Below are 23134 nucleotides of genomic sequence, written 5' to 3'. Positions count from 1 at the left end.
TCACGTGATGTCGGCGCCGACGGCGTCGGCAACGGTGGGGAAGCCCTGTTCGTCCAGGGCGGCGAGCAGTTCGCGCCTGATCCGCGCGATCAAGGCGGGCCCGTCATAGGCGAAGGCGGTGTAGAGCTGCACCAGGCTGGCGCCGGCGCGGATCTTGGCCAGCGCGTCATGGCCGGAGGCGACGCCGCCGACGCCCACCAGCACCAGCCGCCCCTGCGCGATCCGGGCCGCCTGCGCCAGCGCGGCGGTGGCGCGCGCCAGCAGCGGCGCGCCGGACAGCCCGCCGGCCTGCCGGGCCTGCGGCGAGCGCAATCCGGGCGGGCGGGCGATGGTGGTGTTGGAGACGATCAGCCCCTGCACGCCGCCGGCGATACAGGTTTCGACGACGGCGCGCAGCCCGGCCTCGGACAGGTCGGGCGCCACCTTCACCAGCAGCGGCGGACGCTGCCGCACGGCGGCGGCGACGGCCTGGAGGATGGCGCGCAGGCGCTCCTCGCCTTGCAGGTCGCGCAGCCCGGGCGTGTTGGGCGAGGAGACGTTGATGACGATGTAGTCGGCATGCGGGGCGACGGCGGCGATCAGGGCAGGATAGTCGCGCTCGGGGTCGGCACCCTCTTTGTTGATGCCGACATTGGCGCCCACCGGCACCAGGCCGCGCGGAAACGCGGCGAGGCGCGGCACATAGGCGTCGAGCCCGGCATTGTTGAAGCCCATGCGGTTGATGACGGCGCGGTCCTCGGTCAGCCGGAACAGGCGCGGCCGCGGATTGCCGGCCTGCGGCCGCGGGGTGACGGTGCCGGCCTCGACGAAGCCGAAGCCCAGGCGGGCGAGCGGGGCGAGCGCCACCGCGTTCTTGTCGAAGCCGGCGGCGAGCCCGATCGGGTTGCGGAAATGCTGCCCGAGGACGGAGACGGCGAGGCGCGGATCGTCCGGCGTGGCATCCTGCCCGGCCAGCCCCAGCGCGAGGGCGCGCAGTGCCAGGTCGTGCGCCCGCTCCGGGTCCATCACGCGCAGCATGGGCATAACGGCGGAGGCGAGGGCCGGGGTCATGGCCGGTAAGTGCCGCAAACCACCGCCGAAGGAAAGTGCCGGCCGGCCCGGCCGCTCACCTGATGACGCCGGCGAGAAGCTTCAGGACCTCGGCGAACGGCAGAACCAGGAACACGAGCGGCAGGGCCGGCAGGCAGGTGACGACGGCGACCTGGAGGAGCTGGGTGCGGCTGACAGGCACGGCGTTCATCTGCCGGATGACCGCGTAACTGCTGCCCAGATCGATCAGGGATGACATGTCCTGGCTTCCCAGCGGCAGTTCGTCGGCTTGCCTTTCTCCTTCGATCCACTTGCGGTGGAACAACTGGTTGTGGCGCTGGACGAGAATTCCGTAGGACCGCAGGCCCTCCAGCCGCGTGCGGACCAGCAGGGGGACGAAAATCAGCAGCGGCCCGAAGGTGACGGCCTCGACGAACACGAGATAGGCGATGAGCAGGGGAACCATGGACTGCAACGCGGCAAGGTCCAACCCCTCGAAGCGCACGCGGAAGGCGACCTCGGCGGAGAGCACGCAGCCCGCGGCGAGTGGGAAGATCGCCATCGAGACATGCGCGATGCCGAGAAAGCCCAGCCCCGCCGCCATGTCGGCGTGGGTGGCAAGCAGGTTGAGGCGAAGCCGCGACACGTCCCCGAGGAACAAGGTCCAGATCACCAGCCGCCAGAGCCATCGGAGCACGAAGAACTGCACGAGCGGCACCGCGACGAAATTGTACCAGAGCCCCGCGGCGGAGAGGCGCAGCGTCCCGTCCAGCCAGGTCGTGTGCCAGCTTGTGATGTCGAGTCCCGCCAACCGCTCGATGGAGAAGAACCACGCGCCGAACAGCGCGATGAACGCGAATACGGCTTCAGGCAGCAGCGCCTCTCGCCGGCGCCGGACACGCGCAACCGCCGCCTCGAATTCCTGGCAGCTCTCTGGCCGGACGATGTCGGCTTCGATGAATCGCAGGCCCGCAGCGCGTATGCGCGGCCCCACCACCCTCTCCGCGGCAAACACCAGCGGGACGCCAAGAAAGAAGCGCGCATATGTGGCGAAATCCAGCAGGAACGACGATCGCGGCGTCGGCCCGATCGCATGGCCTTCCAGTGCCGTGAACAGCAGAAGCGGCAGCCAGGTGACGGCAATGAACGCGACACTGCGGCGCCCGATGGATGGGCCGGCCCCCTTGATGACTCCGATGCGCTGCATCAGGCGGTAGACGGGCCCACCCAGCTCGAAGAACAGTTCGGACTCCTGGGGCGGCGCCAGCTTCATCGCGCGGCAGGCGCGTCAGGCTTCCTGGAAGGCGATGACCTTGCCCCTTCGCACCGCGGACTTGAGCGCGGCATGGTCCCGCTCGGCCTGGTCGGCATAGGCCGTCGCGAAGTCCCCCATCGCCTCCTCGAACTGATCGCTGGTGCCGAGATAGCCGCTGATCGTGCACGCGTCGCCCGCCTTCGCATGCGCGCGGGCCAGCGACCAGCCGCACGTCTTCGCGTAGATCGTCATCAACTCGGTATCGAAGGTTTCGACCAACGGCTTGATCTTGGCGTCGCGCAACTGCCGCGCATAGAACTGCTTTCCGGTCGCCTCGTTCGTGACCCAGCCCAGGAACAGATCCGAGGCAGGCTGCATCAGCCGCTGGCCCATGACGACCCGCTGGCCGTGATGGGGGTATTCGCTTTTTTCGGCATACGGCTCCAGCACGGATTCGACGGCTTCCTTGAATTGCAGGAACAGCGGATGGTTCGACTCCGACATCATCAGGGCGATCCAGCATCTCCGCCCGACGCTGCCGATGCCCACGACCTTGAGGGCCGCATCAACATACCGGTAGCGGTCCAGCAGGGCGCGCCGGTCCTCGGACAGTGTTTTCCGGTAGTCAACGAGCACTTGTTCGATGACGGCTTCGAACTCGGAGACGCGGGCCGTGTCGGGATGAAAGATCAACGGTGGGGTGTCGCGGATCCCGATCCGCCCGCCAACCATGCCGGCCAGCTTGGGGAAGTCCATTTCCGAGCCGCTTTGCTTCATCGCCTTGTCGAGCCGCTGCTGAACGAACGCCTGGCGGTTCGGCGGAAGCGTCTCGATGACGTCCTGGGCGGTAACGCGCGCGTACCATACCTCGAGCGGATGCAACTGGGAGAATTCGCGCAGGCGCTTGCGGTAGCTGCGTGCGCAGGCAACCGCCGCATCGCGCCCCTTTCCGGCAGACAGGCCATTCGCCCGCGCCGCCAGGACGATGGAGGCCGCAAGACGCTTGATGTCCCACTCCCACGGCGCCGGCAGCGTCTCGTCGAAATCATTGATGTCGAAGATGACGTTGCGTTCAGGCGTGGCAAAGCCGCCGAAATTCATCAGATGGCAGTCACCGCACGCCTGCACCTTGATCCCGGTATTGGGCGTTTCCGCCAGGTCGGCGGCCATCACCCCGGCGGCCCCGCGATAGAAGGCGAACGGCGACTGCAACATGCGGCCATAGCGGATCGGCACGAGTTCCGGCACCCGGTCCGCATCCGCCGCATGCAGAAGGTCGATCGGATCGGCGCGACCTTCCGCCTTTTTCCATGCGGCATGGCGTATGCGGGGAACCCTGTCGCGCAGGGCCTTGCCCGCCGCGGCCCGGTCTTTCGGTGAGGGGGCCAGGGCTGGGCCCTTGGGAGCCACAGGCCCCGGAACGTCAAGCGTGCGATCCATGGCTGTTCCTCATGTCGAGGTTCGGGAGTCGCCGCCGCGAAACTGTAATGTTGGAAATCTAGCCAAGCCGGTGCGTTCTTGCGTTGATCCATGTCAAGAAGCCGAAAAGATCCGGGCGGATCAGGCGGGCGGCGGGCTTGCGGCGGGCCGCCGCCCGCGCGACAAATCAGGGGCGATGTGGAACGAGCCCTATCTGGAAACCTGCTGCCGCTCCGCCCTGCACCGGCTGGTGCTCAGCGGGGCCGTCGGCCGCCCGCCCGGCCTGAAGGACGGCCCCTGCCTGGCGCGCCTGGCGACGATGGGCCTGGCCTGCCAGCGCGCCGATTCCCGCTTCGAGCCGACGCCGGACGGCACGCGCCGCCACGACGCCGAGATTGTCAGGACGCCGCGGCGCTGATCTCCGCGTCCGGCCCGGGTGCCAGCCAGTAGCGGCTCCAGCCGGTATGGACGTGCAGTTCCAGGGTGGTCTCGAAGGCGCGCGGCGTCAGCGTCATGGCGGCGTCGCCGGTGGTCCAGCGCCAGATGCTGGCGCCGTCGCGCTCCGCGGCCAGGAAGCCGGCGCCGAAGGCCGGGCCGTCGAGCGGCAGTGCCGCGCCGTCATGCAGCACCCGGGCGAGCGCCACGCCCAGCCGGCGGGCGTCGCCGCCCCGGGGGTCGGTCTCGTTCGGCACACAGATGCGCGAGGACAGGCGGATGGCGGCGGCCCCAGGCGGCAGCAAAAAGATGTAGTCGCCATCCGCCGCGGACAGCAGCTCCGCCGGCGCGCCAGCCACGGTCACGGCCAGCGCGGGGTCGTGGGTCAGCGCGTGGCCCAGCGCCTGCACGTGCGCCATCAGCCGCGCGTGGACGGGGGCGGCATCGGCGCCGAGGACCAGCTTCACGCAGCTCGCGCGATCGCGGGCCGCCGGCATGAATCCGGGCGGCGCGGCGGCTGGCGGGGCCGCGCCGCGCGGCACGAAGGCGATGACGGAGGCTTCGAAGACGGACCGGTTGCCGGTGTCGAGATAGCTCTCGGCGGCCATGCCGTCGGCCATCAGGATGTCGTGCTCCTCCAGCTCCACATGGAAATAGGTGACGCTGCCGGTGGGCGGGTCGCGGGTGATGGTGGCGCCGTTGACCAGGTACAAGGCGGGAACGAGCACGCCCTGGCCTGCTTCGTCCGCCAGGAAGATGCCGTGGTCGGGCGAGACGCGCAGGTCGCGGACGGGCATGCCCGGCTCGACGGCGCCGGCATGCAGGCGCACCGGGGCGGCGGCCAGCGGGTCGGGATGGCGGTCGAGATCGATGGTGACGTGGCCGGTCCAGACGACCTGCTTCAGCGGGGGGCCGTTGCCGGACAGCGTCACCACGCGGTCGCCGACGGCGACGCGCTCCACCGGCACCTCGCCGCGCAGGGTCATCAGCTTCGTGCCGGCACAAAAGCAGTGCGGGCCGGTCATCCTGTCTCCATGCCGTCTGGTCTCCGTCGTGCGCGACAGGGAAAGGATGACGCAACCCGGCTGCCAGGGCTAGGCAAGCGCGGCGGTGACCACCCTGCCCTGGGTGCCGGCCACGAACAGCACCCGCCCGCCGTCGCGGGCGGAGACCATGAGCATGTCGCCGGCCGCGAGCATGTCCGTCGCGTCGTCGAAGAATCCGTCCGCCGCCGCGTCCGCCAGGGTGGCGGCGCCGGCCTTGTAGTGCCACAGCGTGAAGCCCTGCGCGTAGGCGAGGACGGAGAGATTGCGGATCGCGAAGGGCATGGCAGGCTCCTCAAAGAAAAAGGGCCGCTTCCGGTTGGAAGCGGCCCTATGGGTCGAATGTCAGGTCGAGGAAGGAACCGGCAGGAGGCGCAATGCGCCCGCCGATGGCAATCATCTAAGACCCGGCCGGGATCGTCGTCAAGGATCATTTTCCTAGACCCCTGCGGCGCTGTCAGCCGATGATGCCCTTCACCCGCAGCGGCCATTCCAGCCGCTCCATCGCCTCCTTCCACAGCCGCCAGTCGCAGCGCTCGGTGGCATAGGCGGGATTGGGGGCGGTCCGGCGCTCGCCCCAGATGCGCAGGATGCGGGCGTGCACGAGGTCGATGCGGCGGCGGCGATAGAGTTGGTCGAGGCACTTCAGCACGTCGTCAGGGTCGCACGGGCGGGGCACGCCGTGCCCGCCGGACCCGGCGCCGGCCCGGCGGGCGGCCAAGGCGCCCATGGTCCAGAACCAGGCCTGCTCGGCGTTGCGGAACGGCTCGGCGCGCACGCGCTCGGGCGCCGGGCAAGAGGATGCGCAGGGGGTCATGGCACGGACGGCAATGGGCATCGGCTGGTTTCCTGTTACACGAACATGTGAGAACAACTCGCGAACATTTAACTGCCGCCGTTCCGCCGTCGCAAGGGGATCTACGTAATTTTTCCTATTCCCAGTGGTCAACTTTCCTATAACAGTGTATTCACGATCCGGGTCGTTAGAATGCCCGCAGAACCCGTTGTTATGAAACGAGCCTGGACTCGCGCACATGAAGCATGACGACATCTGGCGTGCCCTCGACACGCTGGCGGCCGAGCATGGCCTGTCGGCCTCCGGCCTGGCCAAGCTCGCAGGGCTCGACCCCACCACGTTCAATCCCTCCAAGCGCAGCATGCCCGACGGCCGCGCCCGCTGGCCCAGCACCGAAAGCCTGGCCAAGGTGCTCAACGCCACCGGCGCCAGCCTGGAAGCGTTCAGCGCCCTGGTCTACGGCGCCCGCGCACTGCCCGGCGGCGGGCGCGCCGCCGCGGTCGCCCGGCGCATCCCGCTGATCGGCCTCGCCCAGGCCGGCGGCGACGGCTATTTCGACGACGGCGGCTATCCCGTCGGCGGCGGCTGGGACGAGGTCTCGCTGCCCGAAGTGGGCGACCCGCACGCCTACGCGCTCGAAATCAGCGGCGACTCCATGGAACCCGTGTTCCGCGACGGCGACCTGGTGATCGTCTCGCCCAGCGCCCCCATCCGCCGCGGCGACCGCGTGGTGGTGCGCACCGCCCGCGGCGAAGTCATGGCCAAACAACTCGCCCGCCGCTCCGCCCGCCGGGTGGAACTGCGCAGCCTCAACCCCGCCCACCCCGACTACACGTTCGACCTCACCGAAGTGATCTGGATCCACCGCATCGTGTGGGCGAGCCAGTGAAGGGAAGAAAGGCCAGGGCTCTGCCCTGGACCCGCCAAGGGGCAGAGGCCCCTTGGATCCCATCACTTAAGGGGTTCACGAAGAGGGGGCCTGCGGTGGGGTTTCCGACCGCTCAGGTGGCCCCCTCTTCGTGAACCCCTTCAAAGTAGCGGGTTCTAAGGGCTTCTGCCCTTAGCGGGGTCCAGGGGCAGCGCCCCTGGCCTTGCCTTCCTTCCCCGCCTACGCCACGCGCGGTGCGATCCAGCGGGCCCAGGCGTTGAAGTTGTGGGGGGCGCCGGGGGCCATTTCGGTTTGCAGGATGATGCGGTGGCGTCCGGTCAGGGCTGGCAGGCCGACGGTGAATGCGTGGCTTTCGCGCGCCGCCAGGGCGTGTTCGGCGCGCAGGATTTCGCCGCCGTCTTCGCGTTCGACGATGACGGTGAACCGGACGGCGGCGGCGGGGTTGCCGGCGTGGTGCAGGGTTGCGACGAAGCGGGTGTGCCCGTCGAGCGTGCGGGGAAAGATGACGCGGGCCGGCCGTTCGCCGGCGCCGTTCGGATGCAGTTGGCAGGAATCGCCGTCGAAGGTGAAGAAGCCCCAGGACTTCTGCGCCACGTCCTGCAGCGCGATCGGGAACAGGCCGGGTTCGCTGTTGATCAGGAACACCGTGCGCGGCGGCGGGTTGGGCAGGGCGCGGAACGGGATGCGGCGCTGGTAGAGGTCGGCCTCGCCGTGGCGGGCGTGTTCGTAGAATGCCGGGTCGAAGCAGTTGGCGACGGCCTCGCTGCAGCCGGCGGCGATGGTGTCGTGCGTCTCGATCGCCAGCACGTCGAGGGTGTGCAGCCAGCGCTGGCTGGAATCGGCGAACACGGCGCGTTCCGATCCCTCGATGTCGCATTTGACGAAATCCACCTGGTCCCAGCCGAGGCGGCGCAGGATTTCGCCGACGGTGCAGGCGGGAAGCGTGCGGTCGGCGTCCGGCATCTGGTCCTGAAGCTGTGTGCCCCAGTCGCCGAAATAGCGCGCCGCGACGCCGAGGCGGGTGTTGCTGTGCCAGGCCGCAAGGTTCATCGCCCGGATGTTGCGGTATGGCGTGGTGTTCAGGGTCAGCAGGCGGAAGCTGCCGGGGCATGGCCCGGCGCAGGCGATCTCCGCCGCGGGGAAGCGGCAGGCGAGATAGACGGCCGCGTAGCCGGCATAGGCGCCGAGATCGAGAATGCGCGCGGGCGTGGCGCGCATCGGAAAGGCGTAGGCGCCGTCGCGGAAGATCTGGGCCAGGTTGATGACGTCGGTGGAGCCGCAGCGGAAATACAGCGGATGCCCGAGCTCCGGCAGCATCGCCTGGGACAGGCCGGTGCGCACGCCGGCGAAGCCGATGAGCATGTCGAAATAGGCGGCGCGCAGCCGCTTGTCCTGCGGCGCCGCGACCATCGCCGCTTCCATCTCCATCTTGCGCAGCAGATCCTGCTGCAGGGTGGAGGACGAGCCCGGGCCAGTGGCGTCAGCCGGGGCGATGGCGGGCGGCGGCGAGTCGGAACCGGTCATGCATTGTCTCCACGCCGGCGCAGTTTCCCGCATTTCGGCGGCGCTGGCGAGGGCGGGCCCGGCGCCGGGGGAAAGCCGGAATGAAAACGGTGTCGTAATGTAACTACGCGAAATTCCCTAATCGCACTCGTTGCGTCTCTCTTTCAAAATGTGACTCCCCCGGTTCGTCATATGTGCGATTCGCACTCCGGGCTGCGGGGAGGGAGTAGGAGACATGGCGATCCCGATCACTGCGGAACGGCTTCTGGCGATCCTTCGCGACACCATCGTGGGCACCGTGCGCCGAGACGGGCCGGACCTGTCGGCCCGGCAGTTCGGCGTGTTCCTGATCACCTATATGGAGGAAGGGCCGCATACCGTGCGCGGCCTGGCGGCGCGGCTCGAGGTATCGAAACCCGCGATCACCCGTTCGCTCGACCGGCTGACCGAGCTCGGGCTGGCCAAGCGCGGCCCGGATCCGCGCGACCGGCGCAGCGTTCTGGTGCAGCGCACCCGCAAGGGGCTCGAGCTGCTGGCCGACGTGCGCGGCCTGCTGGTTGCCAGCTACAAGACCGTTGGGGCCAAGGCCGGGAGTGCCGCCAAGCCGGGCGCCGCCTCCAGGTCGGCGGCCGCGGCGGGACGAAACGGCAGCGCCCGGGTCACGGCCAGCCGCCGCGCCGCCGGATAGGCCCCGGCCGGCCACGCTGGCCTGTCAGAGCCCGAACACCACGACGGCCGCCGGGCCCGAGCCTTTGAAGAACACCGAGACGTAGCCGGACATCGTCGCGACATACTGCTTGCCGCCGATCGCATAGGTAACGACCCCGCCGGCGACTTCGCCGCCGGTGTTGAACCGGTACAGCACCTTGCCCGAAGCGGCATCGAGGGCCAGGAAGTCGTGGTTGAAGTCGCCGGTAAAGACCAGGCCGCCGGCGGTGGCGGTCACGGCGGCCAGCATCGGGGTGGAAGACTTGTACCGCCAGCGCGGCTTGCCGGTGGCCGCGTCGATCGCCGTCAGCCAGCCATGCGCCTGCGCCCACGGGTCCATCTCGGCCGTGCCGCCGTAGAAATGCTCCCCCTGGGCGAATGCGGGCGTGGTCGCGGCTTTCTTGAACGTCGTGCACCAGTCCACCGCCGGCACGAACAGGGTCTGGCTGGCCGGGTCGTAGGCGGCGCCGTTCCACTCCTGCCCGCCCAGCAGGCCAGGGCAGCTGCGCACGCCCTCCGGCGTCAGCGGCACATCGACATTCGAGCGGGTCGTGAACGGCACCTCGTACAGCACTTCATGGGTGTCGCGGTCAAGCAGCCGGAGCATGCCGTCCTTGCCGCTGGCGACGATGACATCCCGCCGCTTTCCCTTCACCGTGGCGGAGAACAGCGGGCCGGCCTGGTCGAGATCCCAGTCCCGCACATCCTGCGGCACCGCCTGGTAGTGCCAGAGATACGTGCCGGTGCGCACGTCGAGCGCCACGATCGAGTTGGTGTAGAGGTTGTTGCCGGGGCGATGGTCCGCGTAGAAATCGGGCGCCGGATTGCCGACGGGCAGATAGAGCACCCCTTTCTTCGCGTCCAGTGACAGCGGCGTCCACAAGCTGGCGCCGCCGGTCTTGAGGGCCTCGGGGTTGCCCCAGCTTTCCGCGCCGGGCTCGCCGGGATCGGGGATGAGGTTGAATTTCCACACCGGCTCGCCGGTGGCGAGCCTGAAGGCGCCGACCCAGCCTTTCTGGCCCCAGTCCGCGCCGGCCGGGCCATAGATGACCAGATCGCCGAAGATCAGCGGCGGCATGCTCAGATATTGCTGCTGATTCGCCGATGCGATCTGCCGGCTCCAGGCCAGGGTGCCTTTGGCGGCGTCCACCGCGATCAGGTAGCCGTCGGCGGTGCCGCGGATGACCAGGCCGTCCTTGATCGCGGCGCCGCGGTTCGTCGGCGACAGCTCGCCGCCTTTCGGCTCCCATGCGTATTTCCAGCGCTCGCGGCAGGTGGCGGCATCGACCGCGACGATGGAACGCGCCACCGTGAAATACATGACGCCGTTATAGACCAGCGGATTGGTCTGCACCGGGCCTTCGTCGGTGGAGCGGTAGATGCACACGACATGCAACTGGTGCACGTTGGCGGCGTTGATCTGCTTCAGGTCGACGAAGCGCTGGCCGGTGTAGTCATGCGTGGCATAGAGCCAGTCCTTGGTGTTGGACTGCGCCTTGTCGAGCTCGTCCTGGCTCGGCCCGGCCGCATGCGCCGGCCCGCATGCAAGCCCGAGAAGGCCAGCGACGGCAGCGGCCCGCACGAGGCAAGCCCGCGCATCGAACAAACGTCCGGTCAGGAACATGGCGCGCTCCTGCGATGGTGTGGAATCCTGGACGTACCACGCCGCCGCTGCACGACATGGCGGCTGGGGGTGGGTGGCCTGTCGCAGACTGGTCCGCCTCGCCGCCCGGTCGCAAGAACAATGCGCCGGCAGCGCCGCAAAGCCACGGGTACTTGAACGCGCCCGGTTGGGGCGACGGGGCACGCCCATCCGATGCCCCGCTTGTCCCGGAAATTCGCGTGAATTTCCGGGACGGTACAGCGATGGCGTCTAGGCGGACTTGCCGATGTTCCAGAAGCTGGTGACCTGGCACGGGAACGTGCCGGTCACGTTCTTCCGCCACGCCGAGGGCTGCTGGTAGTAGCCCAGCGGCACGAACGGCACCGTCTCGAAGCTGCGCACCTGGATCGCGGTGGCGATGCGCTTCTGCTCGGCCGGGTCGGCGGCGACGAGCCACTCATTGCGCATACGTTCCAGCTCCGGATCGTCGGGCCAGCCGAACCAGGCGCCGTCGCGGTTGGCGCGGGTCTGCTGCTGGATGCCGGGGTTCTGCACGTCGGTCCCCGACCAGGTGGAGTGGAACACGCTCCAGCCGCCCTTCTCCACCGGCTCCTTGCTGGCGCGGCGCTGCACCAGCGTGCCCCAGTCGACGGACGCCAGATCGAGGTTGAAGCCCATCCGCCGCATCAGGTCGGCGGTGACCAGGCTCAGCGCGTTGATCTGCGGATAGTCGGACGGCGCCAGCAGCACCGTGCGCTCGCCGTTGTAGCCGCTGGCCTTCAGCGCCGCCGCGGCCTTCTCCACCGAATGCGTGCGCAGCAGCGCGTTGCCGGCGTCGGTGGCATAGGTGGTGCCGCAGGTATAGACGCTCTCGCAGGCGCCCCAGGCGGTGCCCTCGCCCTCGTCGCCGACCACGGCGCGCAGATGGTCGCGCTGGTCGATCGCCATCAGCAACGCCTGGCGCACCTTCACGTTGTTGAACGGCGGCTGCAGATGGTTGATGCGGGCGCCGGCATAGATGCCCTGGGACAGGCGCTGGCCCACCACCACGTCGCGCGACGATTTCAGCAGCGGCACCAGGTCGTGCAGCGGGTATTCCCAGTAATCCTGCTCGCCGCTCATCATCGCCGCGGCGGCGGTGGCGCTGTCGGGGATCACGGTCCAGACGATGCGGTCCACGCCGGCGATCTTGCCGCCGGAGATGCCGTCGACGGGCTCGCTGCGCGGCACATAGCCGTCGAACTTCGCCCATGCGGCCGACGAGCCCGGGTTCCATTCCTCGCGCAGGAAGCGGAACGGGCCGGAGCCGGTGGCGTCGGTGATCTGCTTGAACGGATCGGTGCTGGCCACGCGCTCGGGCATGATGAACAGCGGCATCGGGCTGGGCTTGCCCAGCGCCAGCGCCAGCAGCGGGAAGGCGCGCTTGAGGCGGAAGCGGATGGTGGCGTCAGTGGGCGCGCTGAGCTCGTCGGTGAGGCTGGCCACGGTCTGGCCGAGCGAATCGCGCGCCCACCAGCGGCGGATGGAGGCCACGCAGTCGCGCGCGCGCACCGGCTCGCCGTCGTGAAAGCGCAGGCCGGCGCGCAGGGTGAAGGTCCAGGTGCGGCCGTCATCCTCCACCGTCCAGCCTTCGGCCATCTGCGGCTTCGGCTCGAACGCGCGGTTCACGGCGACGAGCTGGTCGTAGACGAGATAGGCGTGGTTGCGGGTCACCACCGCCGTCGTCCAGATCGGATCGATGCTGGTGAGGTTGGATTGCGGGATCACCCGCAACGTGCGGGTGGTGGCGGGCTGGGCGATCGCGGGGGCGGCGAGGCCGGCAAACGCCAGACCGCCGCCGGCGCGCATCAGGTCGCGTCGACGGATCATGAAGCTCTCCAGTTGAACGGGCGGGACCTTACCGCAAGAACGCCCGCGGTGGAATTGCGCGCCGTGGCGCCGCTTCAGTCGATCTGGTTCGCGGTGAGGAACATCGCCTTCTCCAGCGCGGCGAAGAACTGCTGGTAGGGCTCGGCGTCCGAGACCGCTTCCAGGTTGTATTGCCCGCTGGCGCGCACCGTGGTGCGCCGCGCGCCTTGCGGCCGCACCGTCACGGTCATGCGCAGCGTGTAGCCCGCCAGCTTGGTGGCGCTGACGGTGCCGAGCGCGTCGTCCGCCTTGTCGATGACGAAGCCCAGATCCTGCAATGTGGCCATCACGGCGCGGAAGGTGGCGCCGCGGTCCGGCGTGTCGAAGGCGCGCGTCTGCACCGCCCGCAGGGCCACCTGGGTCTTGTCCACCGCCAGCACCTGCTCTTTCGAATCGGTCATGCATCCCGCCAGCAGCAGCACCAGCAGGGCGGCCAGGACCCGGTTTTGCATCTCAGATCTCATGCGCTTCCAGGAACGCCGCCTGGCTCAGCTTGTCAAAAAAGGCGCGGTAGATCGCCGGCTCCTGCAGTGTGTCGACATGGGCGACACGGTTCATGTTGTCGCGGACCACCCGCTGGAAGGTGACGCGCACGACGGCACCGGTGCGGTCCGGCGCCAGGCGGGTGATGATGGAGACGCGGATGCGCTGCGACCGGTCATAGACCGGCACGGTGGCCACGCCCCCGGCCGCGAGCAGGGCGGCGAGCAGCACCTGCCCGACCACCTGCCCGGCCTCGATCGCGTCGCGGTCCTTCGATCCGATCACCAGCCCCGCGCCTGCGGTCGCCTCGTCGATCTGGAAGCCCAGGTCCTGCAGCACGCCCACGGAGGCGTTGAGCAGCAGCTTGTCATCGGCCGTGTCGAACCGGCGGGTCTGCTGCTGGCGCAGCGCCGGCGCATCGGCGCCCAGCGTCAGCGCCTCGGTCTGCTGCTGCGTGGTCTTCTGGCAGCCGGCGAGCAAGGCAAGAGCCAGCAGAGCCGACGCCGCGCGGCCAGGACGGATCACGCCGCGATCAGAACGAGCTGGACCGGTAGGCGAAGTCCCGCACCCGGTTCGCTTCGTCGAACTTGACGATCACGGTCAGGGTCCGCTGCGACGTGCTGCGGGCCGCGGCCCCGGCGGACGCGCCCAGGATCAGAATGGTGGCGCCGCCGGAACTGCTGGAGGAGACGGTGTCGGTGGAGATGCGGTCGTACACCCACACCTCCCGGCGGTTCTCGTCGGTCGTGACCATGTTGGGCGCGCCCAGCACCTCCGCCACCTCGCTGTTGGGCATGCCGACGCGGATCTGCCGCTGCACCGTGCCGACGGTCAGGCGGTTGACGTCCTGGCCCTGACGGACCGCGGCGGCCTGCTCGGCCGCGCCCTGGCAGGCGCCGAGCAGAAGCAGCAGGGAAAGAGCCAAAGTGCGGCGCATGGAGTCTCCTGTGGACATCGGTTCAACTGCCGGGGCGGGCCGGCGGCGGCGCCGTTGCGGGTGTGGCGGGCGCGGTCCCCTCCTCCAGCGCCGGGCCGGGAAGGGCCTGCACCAGCATGGCGCCGGCCAGGGGGGCGAAGAAGTTCTGCTGGTAGAAAAGCGGCTCGTCCACCTGGTGCTGCCGGCCGCCGAAATTGACCAGCGCGTTGGCGCGCACCACCGTCGCATTGGTCCCGCGCGGAATGACCGTGGCGGTCATGCGCAGGGCGGCGAGCTTGGTGGCGGTGACGGTGCCGGCCGCCGCCTCCACCTTGTCGAGGCTGTAGCCCAGGTCCTGCAGCGTGGCGATCACCTGCCGCAGCGTCTGCGCGCGGTCGGGTGTGGCGAAGCTGCGGCTTTGCATGGCCCGCAGCTCCACCGGGCTTTTCGTGCTCATCAGCGGCGTGTTGTCGGCCCGCGCGCAGGCGGCGAGGATGAGCAGCAGCGGCAGGGTGCGGGCAAGCGTGGCGAGGCGCATGTCAGCCGTCCTGCTCCAGTTTCAGCGCGGTCCCCAGCCGGTCGAAGAACTCGGCGTAGATCTGCTGGTCCATCACCAGTTCGGTCTTCCACAGCTGGCCGTGGTTGTTGGTGATGTAGCGATCGAACGAGACGCGCACGTCGCGGGCGGTGGACGGGCCGACCGGCGCGGCCACCAGGGTGACATGGATCTCCTGCGTCTGGTCCCAGGTGGGGTTGTTGATGGTCCCCAGCGCCGCCAGGGCGACGGTCAGCACCACCTGGCCGACGACCTGCCCCGTCTCCACCGCATCACGCTGCTTCGAGGCAACCACCACGCCGACCGTGGGCGCCGATTCGGTGACGATGTAGCCGAGATCCTGCAATGTCGCGGTGGCGGCGGCGAGCAGGGTGGCATCGCTCACCCGGTCATAGCGCCGGACCTCGAACGAACGGAGATCGACGGCTTCCTTAGGCGGGGCGCCGATTTTCATCGCGATGTCGTTATAGTTCTGGCAGCCGGCAAGGACCACGACGCAGGCGCCGAGCAAAACCGCACGCAATTCCGGCACGAAGACGCCCCTCCGAACGCAGCCCTGCTGAAGCGTCTAGACTGTTGCGCTAGCGTTCGCAAGGCGGCGGCGCATCGTTCCGCCCAGGCTGGATTGGGGAGGGGAATGAGGCGTTGAGGGGGGTCGTGCGAACGAGACCCCTTGGACAGAACGCGAGGGTCCAGCGGGCGCGGAGCTAAGCGGCGCGGAGGCGCCTGCGACGTGGAACCTCAGCGGGCCCTGCTTCGCGCATAGCGGCGTCTGTCAGTTCGAGACGAACCCGCTTGCCAAGCAATTGAGCGGCTTTCCGCAGCGTCTCCAGAGTCACGGCATCGTTGTCCGGGTCCAAGATCCGATCCAATTGCGACCGGCTGGTCCCAAGCAACTCCGCAAATTCCCTTTTGGTCAGCCCCTTTGCCTTTCTCGCCTCGTTCAGTTGCCAACTGAAAACGGCCTTTACAGCGTATTCCGTTGTCTCTTCGAGGAGCCCTCTCTCTGAAAGAAAATCATCAAAACTGCTACCAAACGGGCCGATATTGTCAGCATCTCGGTCCCCATTCACTTTCTATTTCTCCCTTTCATATCCTCGTGACGCTCTCGAGCGAGATCGATCGCTCTCCGAGGCGTTTTCGTGCCATCCGTCGACTTCTTTATGAACCCATGCAGCAGAACCATGGATTCTTCACTTATGCAGAACAGGATTCTGGCAATTCGATTGTTTGGCAGATCCGTCCTGATCTCGAACAGGCCATGCCCTAACGGCTCGCAGGTCGGCATGCCGACAGGCCAACCGAACTCAACCTTCGCTATGTCTCTCCCGATCAGGCGCCGATCTTTATCGGTAAGCTTTTCGCTTATTAACCAATCCCTTACAGGCTCTCCCGCGCTCGCAGTCCTATAGAAAACAGCCGGGAGTTTTTTCATCCCCTGTGCCGCAATATGTACCATTTATGGTGCAATCTGCAATATGTTTTGTCCGCATGGCCACACGGACTCGCGAGGCGAGCTTCAGTCTGCTTTCGTTACGCCTCGCTGCCAATACCCGCAGAAATCCACACCTGTCTTGTTGGCCAGCGCCAGCCCCGCTTCCCGGTGCGGCCAGTTTCGGCACGCCGCCGCCATTGACCGATCATGGCCGGTCGGACGACCCTTCGGGCCCGCTTCTTCCCAGGCCACGCCTGGAACCACCGCGAAGGCCCACGCATGAACACCGCCCGCCCTCGCCTGCTGCGCCACCTGCCCGCCGGCGCCGCCACGCTCCTGCTCGCCGCCTGCGCCAACCCGCAGGGCGAGCTGCGCGTCGCCATCCCGCCCCATGCCGCCCCAGCATCCCGCTCGGCCCTGGCGCAGGCGCCGGCGCAGACGATCGAGGTGCCGCCGTTCCGCGAGCCCGCTCCCAGCGGGCCTCCCGGTCGGATCGGCGAGCGCAAGAGCCTCGGCGGCGTCACCGCCAGCGCGGTCGCCATCGACCCGCCGCCCGGGCGTCTGCTGCGCGACGCCTTCGCCGCCGAACTCACCGCCGCCGGCCACAGGGTCGCCGCTTCGGCTCCCGGCAGTGCCAGCATCAGCGCCGAGGTCGGCAGCTTCGCGCTGCGCACCGATGTCAACACGCCGTACTGGGACGTCACCCTCGACGCCACCATCGCCGTCACCGCCCGCGCCGGCGAGCGCAGCGCCGTGCGCGGCTACACCGCGCAATGCCGGGAACGAAGCCTGGCCTGGCCCGGCGAAGAGGGCATCCGCAAGGTCGTCGGAAACTGCGTGGACGCCCTCGCCCGGCAGTTCCGCGACGACATCACGCTGGCGCGGGTGCTGGGCGCGCCGTAACGCGCCCACCCCGCCCCGTGGATCAGGCAGTGCCGGTGATGGTGTCGATCTCCGCCATCTCCTCGGCCGACAGCTTCCAGCCGCCCGCCTTCACGTTCTGCTCCAGCTGCTCCGGCTTGGTCGCACCCGCGATCACGCTGGCCACCGGCGCCTTGCCCAGCAGCCAGCTGAACGCCAGCTCCAGCGCCGTGTGGCCGCGCGCCTCGGCGAAGTCGATCAGCTTCTCGCTGATCGCCCAGTTGCGCTCGGTGAGGTAGCGGTTGGCCAGGCGTTCGGTCTTGGTCAGGCGCGCATCCGCGGGCATCGGCGCGTTGCGGCGGTACTTGCCGGTCAGCAGGCCGCTCGCCAGCGGGAAATACGGCAGCAGGCCCAGGCCGTAGGCGCGCATCGCCGGCATCAATTCCTTTTCTGCGTCGCGCTTGACCAGCGAGAACTCGTCCTGGCACGACACGAAGGGGTTGAGCCCGGCGGCCTTTGCCGTCCACTGCGCCTCCACCACCTGCCAGGACGGCAGGTTGGAGCAGCCGATGTAGCGCACCTTGCCCTGGTGCACGAGGTCGTCCAGCGCCCGCAGCGTCTCCTCGATCGGGGTCAGCGGATGATCGGTGGTGTGGAGCTGGTACAGGTCCAGGTAGTCGGTGCGCAGCCGCCGCAGGCTGTCCTCGACGGCGGCCATGATGTAGCGCCGCGAGCCGCCCTGCTTCGTGCCGTCGTCGCTCATCGGCAGGCCGAACTTGCTGGCCAGCACGATCCGCTTGCGGTTGTCGCCGAGCACCTGGCCCATGCTGGTCTCCGAGCCGCCGCGCTCGCCATACACGTCCGCCGTGTCGAACAGGGTGATGCCGAGGTCGAGCGCCTTGTGGATGACCTTGCGGGTCGCTTCGAGGTCGATGCGGCCGCCGAAATTGTTGCAGCCGAGCCCGATCGACGACACGCGCAGGCCGGAACGGCCGAGATTGCGGATTTCCACGGTGGAGGCACTCCCTGGACGATGGTGATGCCGCCAGTGTTGCCGCATCGGCCTTCAGCGTCAAAGCCGCGCGTCAGAACCGGCGGGGGGCGCCCCTACCCGGCAGCACCGCCTCGCCGGCCCGCCAGGCGCCGCCAAGATCGGCGATCTCGTTGATCAGCTTGCGCGTCATCGCGGTGCCGAAGGCGCGGAACTCGTGCACCTCCAGCACGAAGTTGCCGATGCCGCCCGCGACGTTCTCGCGGTAGTAGTTGGCGAGCCCGCCGGGCGGCTGCACATGCGCGAAGGTCCAGGACACCGGATGCTCGTTGATGATGGCCAGCCCGTTGATGGTGATGCCGGCCTCCACCGCCTCGTCGCGCGCCTCGGCCACGTCGCGGCCGTTGTTGTTGGTGCCGTCGCCGCACACGTCGATCACCCGCCGCTGCGCCTCGAACCCCGAGTTGGCGAGGTTGCGCATCGCCATCTCGATGCCGGCGCTGATCGCGGTGCGGCCGTAATAGCTGCGCGGCGCCACCAGCAGCTTGTCGACGAAGGCGCGGGCCGAGGTCTCGTCGCGGATCACCATCCAGTCCACCACCGTCTTCACCTCGTAGGCGCTGGCGAACTCGACATAGTTCACGGCGATGGCGCCGATCGCGCCGCCCTTGATGGCGGCCAGCACCTCGCGGTCGGTGAACGCCGTGGCGTAGCCCTGCTTCTCCAGGTCGAACTCGGAATCGTCGATGCTGCGCGAGACGTCGGTGACCAGCACCAACGCCAAGTCCACAGGCTCCGCGGCCCACACGGATGCGGGCAGCAAGGCCAACACCACGAACAACCACCGCATGGCGGCGATGTTCGGGCATTCGGGGGGGCCGGGGCAAGCAGGAAAGCGCGGCCCTAGCCGCGGCGGCGCAGCAGCAGATAGCTCTGCACCACCCCCATCAGGGCCAGCTGGGCGCCGGCGATGGCGAACGGGATCTGCCAGCCCAGCCAGGGCACCGCCAGCGCGAACAGGCTGGGGCCGGCGACGTAGCCCAGGAAGGTGAACAACGTGCTGCCCGAGGTCGCGTCCGCCACCTGGTCGGGCGGCGACAGGCGCGCCACCTCGGCCAGATAGATGCCGTTCCAGCTGGCGCCGAAGAAGCCGGCCAGGGTGGCGATCCCCGCCGTCAGCGACAGCGAGGCGTCCATGGGCATGAACGCAAAGGCCCACACCGCGGCCGCCGCCACATAGGCCTGCGCGGTGAGGTTGTGGGCGGGGCGGCCGGTGCGGTCGGCGAACCAGCCCAGGAACACGCGGGCGAACACCCCGGCCGCCTGCAGGCAGGCATAGGCGAGGCCGGCCTGCTCCAGGCTCAGGCCGCGCTGGGTGAGGTAGGTGACGGAGAAGCTGAACAGCGTGCCCTGCACCAGCGAGAACGACACGGCGAGCGCGGTGATGGAGGCCAGCAGCGGGTCGCCGCGCAGGGCGGCCATCGGCGCCAGCAGGTTGCGGCGCTGGAACAGGGCGCGCGGATGGATGGGCCGCGTGGCGTCGCGCTCGGTGTCCATCATCGCCCGCAGCGGCGAGATGGCGGCGGCCGACAGGATGCCGGCGACGACGGCCAGCAGCAGCGCATAGGGCCAGCCGAAACGCACGGCGAACGGGGCCACGATCAGCCCGGCCAGCGCGCCGCCGGCCGGCGCCCCGGCCTGCTTGATGGAGAAGATCAGGGTGCGGTGCGCCGGCGGCGCCGTGGCCGCCAGGATGCGGCTGCCGGCGGGCGGCGTGGGGCCGTAGCCGATGCCCAGCAGCAATGCCGCCAGCACCAGAGCCGGCCACCAGCCGCTGGCCGCGATCAGCATGCCGGCGACGGCGATGCCGGAGCCGATCTGCAGCATCCGCACCGGCCCGAAGCGCGCCAGGAAGGCGCTGCCGAACGCCAGGAACAGCACGGTGCCGAACGAGGTGAGCGAGGTGAGGTTGCCGATGCGTTCGGGGGCAAGCCCGGTGCTGGCGGTCAGCAGGGGGGCCACGACCGGCAGGCATTGCCCCATGAACGACGCAGTGGATTGCACCAGCAAGGTGGCGCCCAGGGCCTGAACCCAGGGCGGCGCGAGCAGCGAGTTCGGGAGTTTCATTGCGCCCAGCGTGCCGTTGCCGATTGCGTGGCGTCAATATCGGGGCATTGCCACCGGGCCGGGCCGCCCCCGATCATGCCGCGCGCAAAAGGGGGGATTCGGGTGCAGCACTGGCCGGTTCACGAAATCGCCGCCGATGCGCGGTTCCGCGTGGTGCGGGAGATGCCGCCTTTGCCCGCGGCGCTGGACGCCGAGGTGGACCGGCTGTGGGCGGCAGCACAGATTCGCATGGGCGGCCGGCTGTTCAACGGCAGGGTGTTCAGCGCCGACCTGATCACCCCGCGCCTGGTCTGCGGCCACTGGACCGAGTTCCGCCGCATCGTGGCGCAGATGGACCGCCACGCCCTGCATCCGCTGCTGGGGGTGCGGCCGCTGGCGGTGGGGGGCGTGATCCTGGGCCCTGACGGCGTCGTGTTCGGCCGCCGCCCCGCGGGCGCGATCTACCAGGCCGGGGAATGGCAGCTTCCCCCCGCCGGCAGCGTCGATCCCGGGGCGGCCGGGGGCGCGGGCGCGGTGGACGTGGTGCGGCAGTTCCTGACCGAGTTGCAGGAGGAGCTGGGCCTGCCCGCCTCCGCCGTGCACGATCCGCGCCTGCTGTGCATCGTCGAGCATGGCGGCAGCCATGTGCTGGACCTCGGCGTCGCCGTGCGCACCAGCCTGTCCGCCGCCGAGATCCGCGCCGCCCATGCCGGCCACGGCAACGGCGAATACGACCCGCTGGCGGTGGTTGCGCTGCCGGCGCTGCCGGCATTCCTGGCCCGCGCCGGGGCGCTGCTGAACCACCAGGCGCCGGTGTTCCTGGCGCGGGCGTTGGGCAAGCGGATCGGATTCCTATCCGATTGACTCCCGACTCGGTCCCGGGAATCAATAGGGGAACATTTAGTGAACATATTCCCATGCCCGCCCCCGCCTCCCTCGCCGTCCTGCGCGCCCGCCTGCACGCCCTGCAGCCGCAGGCAGGCCATGGCGTGCTGCCGTTCGGCGACCCGCGCGTGGATGCCTGCCTGCCCGAAGGCGGGCTGGCGCTGGGCGCCCTGCACGAAGTGGGCGCGGCAGGGATCGAGGCCGAGACCGGCGCCGTCGCCGCCGGCTTCATCGCCTGCCTGCTGGCGCGGCTGCCGGGGATCAAGCCCCTGTTCTGGATCGCCCCCGCCTGCGACCTGCACGCCCCCGGCCTGCTGGCTTACGGGCTGGACCCCGGCCGCCTGGTGCTGGTGCAGACGCGCGACGACGCGGAAACGCTGGCGGCCATGGAAGCGGTGCTGCGCGAAGGGGCCGCCACCGCCGTGGTGGCCGAGGCCGGGCGGCTCGGCCGCATCGCCTCGCGCCGGCTGCAACTGGCCTGCCTGAAGCGCGGCACCACCGGCTTCGTGCTGCGCCGCTGGCCGCATGGCCGCACCGCCGCCGTGCAGGAAGCCACCGCCGCGGTGACGCGCTGGCAGGTCGCCCCCGCCCCCAGCACCGCCGCGCACCGCGAACCCGGCCCGCCGCGCTGGCGGGTGGAGCTGGCGCATGCACGCGGCGGCATCGAAGGCGCCTGGATCATGCAAGCAGGAGGGTCATCCGATGCGGCGCATCCTCTCCGTGTGGTTGCCGAGCTGGCCGACGCTGCGCCTGCGCCGGCAGTCCGCCCCGGCCGCGCCGGATAAGCCGCTCGCCACGGTAGAGACGCAACACGGCCAGCGCCGCCTGGCCGCCGTCTGCCCGCGCGCGGCGGCGATGGGCCTTCGTGTGGACATGGCACTGGCCGAGGCGCGCGCCATCTGCCCCGAGCTCACCGTGGTGGAGGCCGACCCGGAGGCCGACCGCGCCGCCCTGGCCGCCCTGGCCGCCTGGTGCGAGCGTTACACCCCGCTCGCCGCCCCCGACCCGCCGGACGGGCTGTTCCTCGACATCGCCGGCTGCGCGCATCTGTTCGGCACCGAGGCCGCGCTGGCCGAAGACCTGTCCCTGCGGCTGCAGCGCAACGGCCTCGCCCACCGCATCGCCGTCGCCGGCACCGCCGGGGCGGCCTGGGCGCTGGCCCGCTCGGCGACCGCGGGCGCCCCCTGCACCGTGCTGCCGGCGGGCGCGGAGCGGCAGGCGCTGGCCATGCTGCCGGTCGCATTGCTGCGCCTGGATGCGCGCATGGTGGCCGGCCTGCGCCGCGTCGGCCTCAAGCGCATCGGCGAGCTGGCCCGCCAGCCCCGTGCCGAGCTGTCCGCCCGTTTCGGCCCCTTGCCCGTGCTGCGGCTGGACCAGGCTTACGGCGCCGCCGAGGCAGCCATCGCCTGGCCGCGCCCGCCCGCCCCCTGGGCCGAGCGCCTGGCCTTCGCCGAGCCTATCGGCACGCCGGAAGATCTCTCCCGCGCCCTGGCCGAGCTGGCGCGGCGTCTGTGCGCGCGGCTGGAAGCCGGCCAGCGCGGCGGCCACCGCTTCGCCGCCAGCTTCCTGCGCGTGGACGGGCAGCGCCCCGCCATCGCCATCGCCACCGCCCTGCCACTGCACGACGCCGAGCGGATCGCGAAACTGCTGGGCGAGAAGCTGGACACCGTCGCCCCCGGCTTCGGCATCGACGCCATGGTGCTGGAAGCCGAGGAAACCGCCCCGCTGCGCCCGCCCCAGGCCGCGCTGGCCGACCTGGGCAAGCCGCAGGACACCGAGCTGGCCGCCGCCATCGACCAGCTCGCCAACCGCCTGGGCAGCGCCCGGCTGTGGCGCGCCGCCCCGCACGCAAGCCACGTGCCCGAGCGCACGGTGCGCCGCCTCCCGCCGCTGGCCGCCCGCCCGGCCTGGGAGAGCGACCCCGCCGTGGAACGCCCGATCCGCCTGCTGCGCCGCCCCGAGCCGATCGAGGCCACCGCCCTGGTGCCGGACGACCCGCCCATCCTGTTCCGCTGGCGCGGCGCCCTGCACCGCGTGCGCGCCGCCACCGGCCCCGAACGCATCGCCGCCGAATGGTGGCGCCGCACCCCACAGGAGCAGCGACCGGAAACCGACCTGGTGCGCGACTACTACCGGGTGGAAGACAATAACGGCGCCCGCTTCTGGATCTTCCGCGCCGGGCTGGAGGGAATGCCGCGCTGGTTCCTGCACGGGTTGTTCGGGTGAGAAAGGCCAGGGGCTTTGCCCCTGGACCCCAGTCAAGGCAGAAGCCTTGACAATCCTTTTACTCTCTTGGCTGCGTCAGCAGCCTTC

General features: G+C 69.7%; 26 protein-coding genes. 7 read left to right on the top strand and 19 right to left on the bottom strand.

Annotated elements, in window-relative coordinates; all coding sequences use genetic code 11:
• The 3 genes from OL599_RS18690 to OL599_RS18680 are packed head-to-tail and all read right to left on the bottom strand — an operon-like array spanning nt 1 to nt 3724.
• Nucleotides 1-1050 (bottom strand): quinone-dependent dihydroorotate dehydrogenase, encoded by a 1050-nt coding sequence (locus tag OL599_RS18690; protein ID WP_264715402.1) that lies wholly within the window; start codon nt 1048-1050, stop codon nt 1-3.
• Between the two features lie 55 nt (nt 1051-1105).
• Entirely contained in the window at nt 1106-2302 is a 1197-nt protein-coding gene (locus OL599_RS18685) for a hypothetical protein (RefSeq protein ID WP_264715401.1), read from the bottom strand.
• Between the two features lie 15 nt (nt 2303-2317).
• The gene (locus OL599_RS18680) at nt 2318-3724 is read right to left on the bottom strand and encodes a DUF2252 domain-containing protein (RefSeq protein ID WP_264715400.1); all 1407 of its coding nucleotides are present in this window, start codon (nt 3722-3724) and stop codon (nt 2318-2320) included.
• Between the two features lie 175 nt (nt 3725-3899).
• On the opposite strand from OL599_RS18680, the gene OL599_RS18675 reads away from it, so the two are divergent.
• A complete protein-coding gene (locus tag OL599_RS18675) occupies nt 3900-4121 on the top strand; it encodes a hypothetical protein (protein WP_264715399.1) in 222 nt (73 codons plus the stop codon).
• On the opposite strand, the gene OL599_RS18670 is transcribed toward OL599_RS18675, so the two are convergent.
• The 3 genes from OL599_RS18670 to OL599_RS18660 form a co-directional block, all read right to left on the bottom strand.
• Nucleotides 4102-5163, bottom strand: a complete 1062-nt coding sequence (locus OL599_RS18670) for a Hint domain-containing protein (protein WP_264715398.1) — start codon at nt 5161-5163, stop codon at nt 4102-4104. The genes OL599_RS18675 and OL599_RS18670 overlap by 20 nt on opposite strands.
• Nucleotides 5164-5232: 69 nt before the next feature.
• A complete protein-coding gene (locus tag OL599_RS18665) occupies nt 5233-5466 on the bottom strand; it encodes a hypothetical protein (RefSeq protein WP_264715397.1) in 234 nt (77 codons plus the stop codon).
• A gap of 172 nt (nt 5467-5638) precedes the next feature.
• The gene (locus OL599_RS18660) at nt 5639-6019 is read right to left on the bottom strand and encodes a hypothetical protein (protein ID WP_264715396.1); all 381 of its coding nucleotides are present in this window, start codon (nt 6017-6019) and stop codon (nt 5639-5641) included.
• A gap of 196 nt (nt 6020-6215) precedes the next feature.
• On the opposite strand from OL599_RS18660, the gene OL599_RS18655 reads away from it, so the two are divergent.
• On the top strand, nt 6216-6866 hold the full coding sequence (locus OL599_RS18655) for a S24 family peptidase (protein ID WP_264715395.1): 651 nt from the start codon (nt 6216-6218) through the stop codon (nt 6864-6866).
• 219 nt (nt 6867-7085) lie between these two features.
• On the opposite strand, the gene OL599_RS18650 is transcribed toward OL599_RS18655, so the two are convergent.
• Nucleotides 7086-8390, bottom strand: a complete 1305-nt coding sequence (locus OL599_RS18650; RefSeq protein ID WP_264715394.1) for an FkbM family methyltransferase — start codon at nt 8388-8390, stop codon at nt 7086-7088.
• A gap of 214 nt (nt 8391-8604) precedes the next feature.
• On the opposite strand from OL599_RS18650, the gene OL599_RS18645 reads away from it, so the two are divergent.
• Nucleotides 8605-9057 (top strand): MarR family transcriptional regulator, encoded by a 453-nt coding sequence (locus OL599_RS18645; RefSeq protein ID WP_264715393.1) that lies wholly within the window; start codon nt 8605-8607, stop codon nt 9055-9057.
• Nucleotides 9058-9081: 24 nt separating this feature from the next.
• Here the strand turns inward: OL599_RS18645 and OL599_RS18640 are convergent, their stop codons facing one another.
• The 9 genes from OL599_RS18640 to OL599_RS18600 all read right to left on the bottom strand — a co-directional run bounded on the left by OL599_RS18640 (nt 9082) and on the right by OL599_RS18600 (nt 16002).
• Nucleotides 9082-10701: a pyrroloquinoline quinone-dependent dehydrogenase gene (locus tag OL599_RS18640; RefSeq protein WP_264715392.1), complete on the bottom strand. Its 1620-nt coding sequence runs from the start codon at nt 10699-10701 to the stop codon at nt 9082-9084.
• 249 nt (nt 10702-10950) lie between these two features.
• Entirely contained in the window at nt 10951-12549 is a 1599-nt protein-coding gene (locus tag OL599_RS18635; RefSeq protein ID WP_264715391.1) for an ABC transporter substrate-binding protein, read from the bottom strand.
• 74 nt (nt 12550-12623) lie between these two features.
• A complete protein-coding gene (locus OL599_RS18630) occupies nt 12624-13040 on the bottom strand; it encodes a hypothetical protein (RefSeq protein WP_264715390.1) in 417 nt (138 codons plus the stop codon).
• A gap of 1 nt (nt 13041) precedes the next feature.
• Nucleotides 13042-13596, bottom strand: a complete 555-nt coding sequence (locus OL599_RS18625; protein ID WP_264715389.1) for a hypothetical protein — start codon at nt 13594-13596, stop codon at nt 13042-13044.
• Nucleotides 13597-13603: 7 nt separating this feature from the next.
• Nucleotides 13604-14008 carry a hypothetical protein gene (locus tag OL599_RS18620; RefSeq protein WP_264715388.1) on the bottom strand — a complete coding sequence of 135 codons (405 nt, stop codon included), beginning with the start codon at nt 14006-14008 and terminating at the stop codon, nt 13604-13606.
• A 22-nt stretch (nt 14009-14030) separates the two neighbouring features.
• Entirely contained in the window at nt 14031-14525 is a 495-nt protein-coding gene (locus OL599_RS18615) for a hypothetical protein (RefSeq protein WP_264715387.1), read from the bottom strand.
• Nucleotide 14526: 1 nt separating this feature from the next.
• Nucleotides 14527-15075: a hypothetical protein gene (locus tag OL599_RS18610; protein ID WP_264715386.1), complete on the bottom strand. Its 549-nt coding sequence runs from the start codon at nt 15073-15075 to the stop codon at nt 14527-14529.
• A gap of 175 nt (nt 15076-15250) precedes the next feature.
• Entirely contained in the window at nt 15251-15616 is a 366-nt protein-coding gene (locus tag OL599_RS18605) for a helix-turn-helix domain-containing protein (RefSeq protein WP_264715385.1), read from the bottom strand.
• Nucleotides 15613-16002 (bottom strand): type II toxin-antitoxin system RelE/ParE family toxin, encoded by a 390-nt coding sequence (locus tag OL599_RS18600; protein WP_264715384.1) that lies wholly within the window; start codon nt 16000-16002, stop codon nt 15613-15615. The genes OL599_RS18605 and OL599_RS18600 overlap by 4 nt, the downstream gene beginning before the upstream one ends.
• A 255-nt stretch (nt 16003-16257) precedes the next feature.
• Here OL599_RS18600 and OL599_RS18595 point away from each other — a divergent pair, with 255 nt between their 5' ends.
• A complete protein-coding gene (locus OL599_RS18595) occupies nt 16258-16881 on the top strand; it encodes a hypothetical protein (protein ID WP_264715383.1) in 624 nt (207 codons plus the stop codon).
• A gap of 22 nt (nt 16882-16903) precedes the next feature.
• Here the strand turns inward: OL599_RS18595 and OL599_RS18590 are convergent, their stop codons facing one another.
• The 3 genes from OL599_RS18590 to OL599_RS18580 all read right to left on the bottom strand — a co-directional run bounded on the left by OL599_RS18590 (nt 16904) and on the right by OL599_RS18580 (nt 19957).
• Complete coding sequence (locus OL599_RS18590; protein WP_264715382.1) at nt 16904-17851, bottom strand: aldo/keto reductase; 948 nt, start codon at nt 17849-17851, stop codon at nt 16904-16906.
• 73 nt (nt 17852-17924) lie between these two features.
• On the bottom strand, nt 17925-18680 hold the full coding sequence (locus OL599_RS18585) for a DUF1194 domain-containing protein (RefSeq protein WP_264715381.1): 756 nt from the start codon (nt 18678-18680) through the stop codon (nt 17925-17927).
• A 53-nt stretch (nt 18681-18733) separates the two neighbouring features.
• A complete protein-coding gene (locus OL599_RS18580) occupies nt 18734-19957 on the bottom strand; it encodes an MFS transporter (RefSeq protein WP_264715380.1) in 1224 nt (407 codons plus the stop codon).
• A 75-nt stretch (nt 19958-20032) separates the two neighbouring features.
• On the opposite strand from OL599_RS18580, the gene OL599_RS18575 reads away from it, so the two are divergent.
• Genes OL599_RS18575 through OL599_RS18565 form a run of 3 tightly spaced genes read left to right on the top strand, consistent with a single transcriptional unit; the run spans nt 20033 to nt 23047 of the window.
• A complete protein-coding gene (locus tag OL599_RS18575; protein WP_264715379.1) occupies nt 20033-20800 on the top strand; it encodes an NUDIX hydrolase in 768 nt (255 codons plus the stop codon).
• 53 nt (nt 20801-20853) lie between these two features.
• Nucleotides 20854-21606 carry an ImuA family protein gene (locus OL599_RS18570; RefSeq protein ID WP_264715378.1) on the top strand — a complete coding sequence of 251 codons (753 nt, stop codon included), beginning with the start codon at nt 20854-20856 and terminating at the stop codon, nt 21604-21606.
• The gene (locus tag OL599_RS18565; protein WP_264715376.1) at nt 21524-23047 is read left to right on the top strand and encodes a Y-family DNA polymerase; all 1524 of its coding nucleotides are present in this window, start codon (nt 21524-21526) and stop codon (nt 23045-23047) included. Before OL599_RS18570 ends, OL599_RS18565 begins: the two co-directional genes overlap by 83 nt.
• Nucleotides 23048-23134: the final 87 nt, after the last annotated feature.

The sequence above is a fragment of the Limobrevibacterium gyesilva genome (genome assembly GCF_025989185.1).
In the GTDB taxonomy this organism is placed as follows: Bacteria; Pseudomonadota; Alphaproteobacteria; order Acetobacterales; family Acetobacteraceae; genus Limobrevibacterium; species Limobrevibacterium gyesilva.
This window is presented reverse-complemented; position numbering and strand designations above follow the sequence as displayed.

What these genes read in the sequence shown, in the direction of transcription:
- OL599_RS18690 (WP_264715402.1), bottom strand. Translation starts at nt 1,050, where the DNA reads ATGACCCCGGCCCTCGCCTCCGCCGTTATGCCCATGCTGCGCGTGATG.
- OL599_RS18685 (WP_264715401.1), bottom strand. Translation starts at nt 2,302, where the DNA reads ATGAAGCTGGCGCCGCCCCAGGAGTCCGAACTGTTCTTCGAGCTGGGT.
- OL599_RS18680 (WP_264715400.1), bottom strand. Translation starts at nt 3,724, where the DNA reads ATGGATCGCACGCTTGACGTTCCGGGGCCTGTGGCTCCCAAGGGCCCA.
- OL599_RS18675 (WP_264715399.1), top strand. Translation starts at nt 3,900, where the DNA reads ATGTGGAACGAGCCCTATCTGGAAACCTGCTGCCGCTCCGCCCTGCAC.
- OL599_RS18670 (WP_264715398.1), bottom strand. Translation starts at nt 5,163, where the DNA reads ATGACCGGCCCGCACTGCTTTTGTGCCGGCACGAAGCTGATGACCCTG.
- OL599_RS18665 (WP_264715397.1), bottom strand. Translation starts at nt 5,466, where the DNA reads ATGCCCTTCGCGATCCGCAATCTCTCCGTCCTCGCCTACGCGCAGGGC.
- OL599_RS18660 (WP_264715396.1), bottom strand. Translation starts at nt 6,019, where the DNA reads ATGCCCATTGCCGTCCGTGCCATGACCCCCTGCGCATCCTCTTGCCCG.
- OL599_RS18655 (WP_264715395.1), top strand. Translation starts at nt 6,216, where the DNA reads ATGAAGCATGACGACATCTGGCGTGCCCTCGACACGCTGGCGGCCGAG.
- OL599_RS18650 (WP_264715394.1), bottom strand. Translation starts at nt 8,390, where the DNA reads ATGACCGGTTCCGACTCGCCGCCGCCCGCCATCGCCCCGGCTGACGCC.
- OL599_RS18645 (WP_264715393.1), top strand. Translation starts at nt 8,605, where the DNA reads ATGGCGATCCCGATCACTGCGGAACGGCTTCTGGCGATCCTTCGCGAC.
- OL599_RS18640 (WP_264715392.1), bottom strand. Translation starts at nt 10,701, where the DNA reads ATGTTCCTGACCGGACGTTTGTTCGATGCGCGGGCTTGCCTCGTGCGG.
- OL599_RS18635 (WP_264715391.1), bottom strand. Translation starts at nt 12,549, where the DNA reads ATGATCCGTCGACGCGACCTGATGCGCGCCGGCGGCGGTCTGGCGTTT.
- OL599_RS18630 (WP_264715390.1), bottom strand. Translation starts at nt 13,040, where the DNA reads ATGCAAAACCGGGTCCTGGCCGCCCTGCTGGTGCTGCTGCTGGCGGGA.
- OL599_RS18620 (WP_264715388.1), bottom strand. Translation starts at nt 14,008, where the DNA reads ATGCGCCGCACTTTGGCTCTTTCCCTGCTGCTTCTGCTCGGCGCCTGC.
- OL599_RS18615 (WP_264715387.1), bottom strand. Translation starts at nt 14,525, where the DNA reads ATGCGCCTCGCCACGCTTGCCCGCACCCTGCCGCTGCTGCTCATCCTC.
- OL599_RS18600 (WP_264715384.1), bottom strand. Translation starts at nt 16,002, where the DNA reads ATGGTACATATTGCGGCACAGGGGATGAAAAAACTCCCGGCTGTTTTC.
- OL599_RS18595 (WP_264715383.1), top strand. Translation starts at nt 16,258, where the DNA reads ATGAACACCGCCCGCCCTCGCCTGCTGCGCCACCTGCCCGCCGGCGCC.
- OL599_RS18585 (WP_264715381.1), bottom strand. Translation starts at nt 18,680, where the DNA reads ATGCGGTGGTTGTTCGTGGTGTTGGCCTTGCTGCCCGCATCCGTGTGG.
- OL599_RS18580 (WP_264715380.1), bottom strand. Translation starts at nt 19,957, where the DNA reads ATGAAACTCCCGAACTCGCTGCTCGCGCCGCCCTGGGTTCAGGCCCTG.
- OL599_RS18575 (WP_264715379.1), top strand. Translation starts at nt 20,033, where the DNA reads ATGCCGCGCGCAAAAGGGGGGATTCGGGTGCAGCACTGGCCGGTTCAC.
- OL599_RS18570 (WP_264715378.1), top strand. Translation starts at nt 20,854, where the DNA reads ATGCCCGCCCCCGCCTCCCTCGCCGTCCTGCGCGCCCGCCTGCACGCC.
- OL599_RS18565 (WP_264715376.1), top strand. Translation starts at nt 21,524, where the DNA reads ATGCGGCGCATCCTCTCCGTGTGGTTGCCGAGCTGGCCGACGCTGCGC.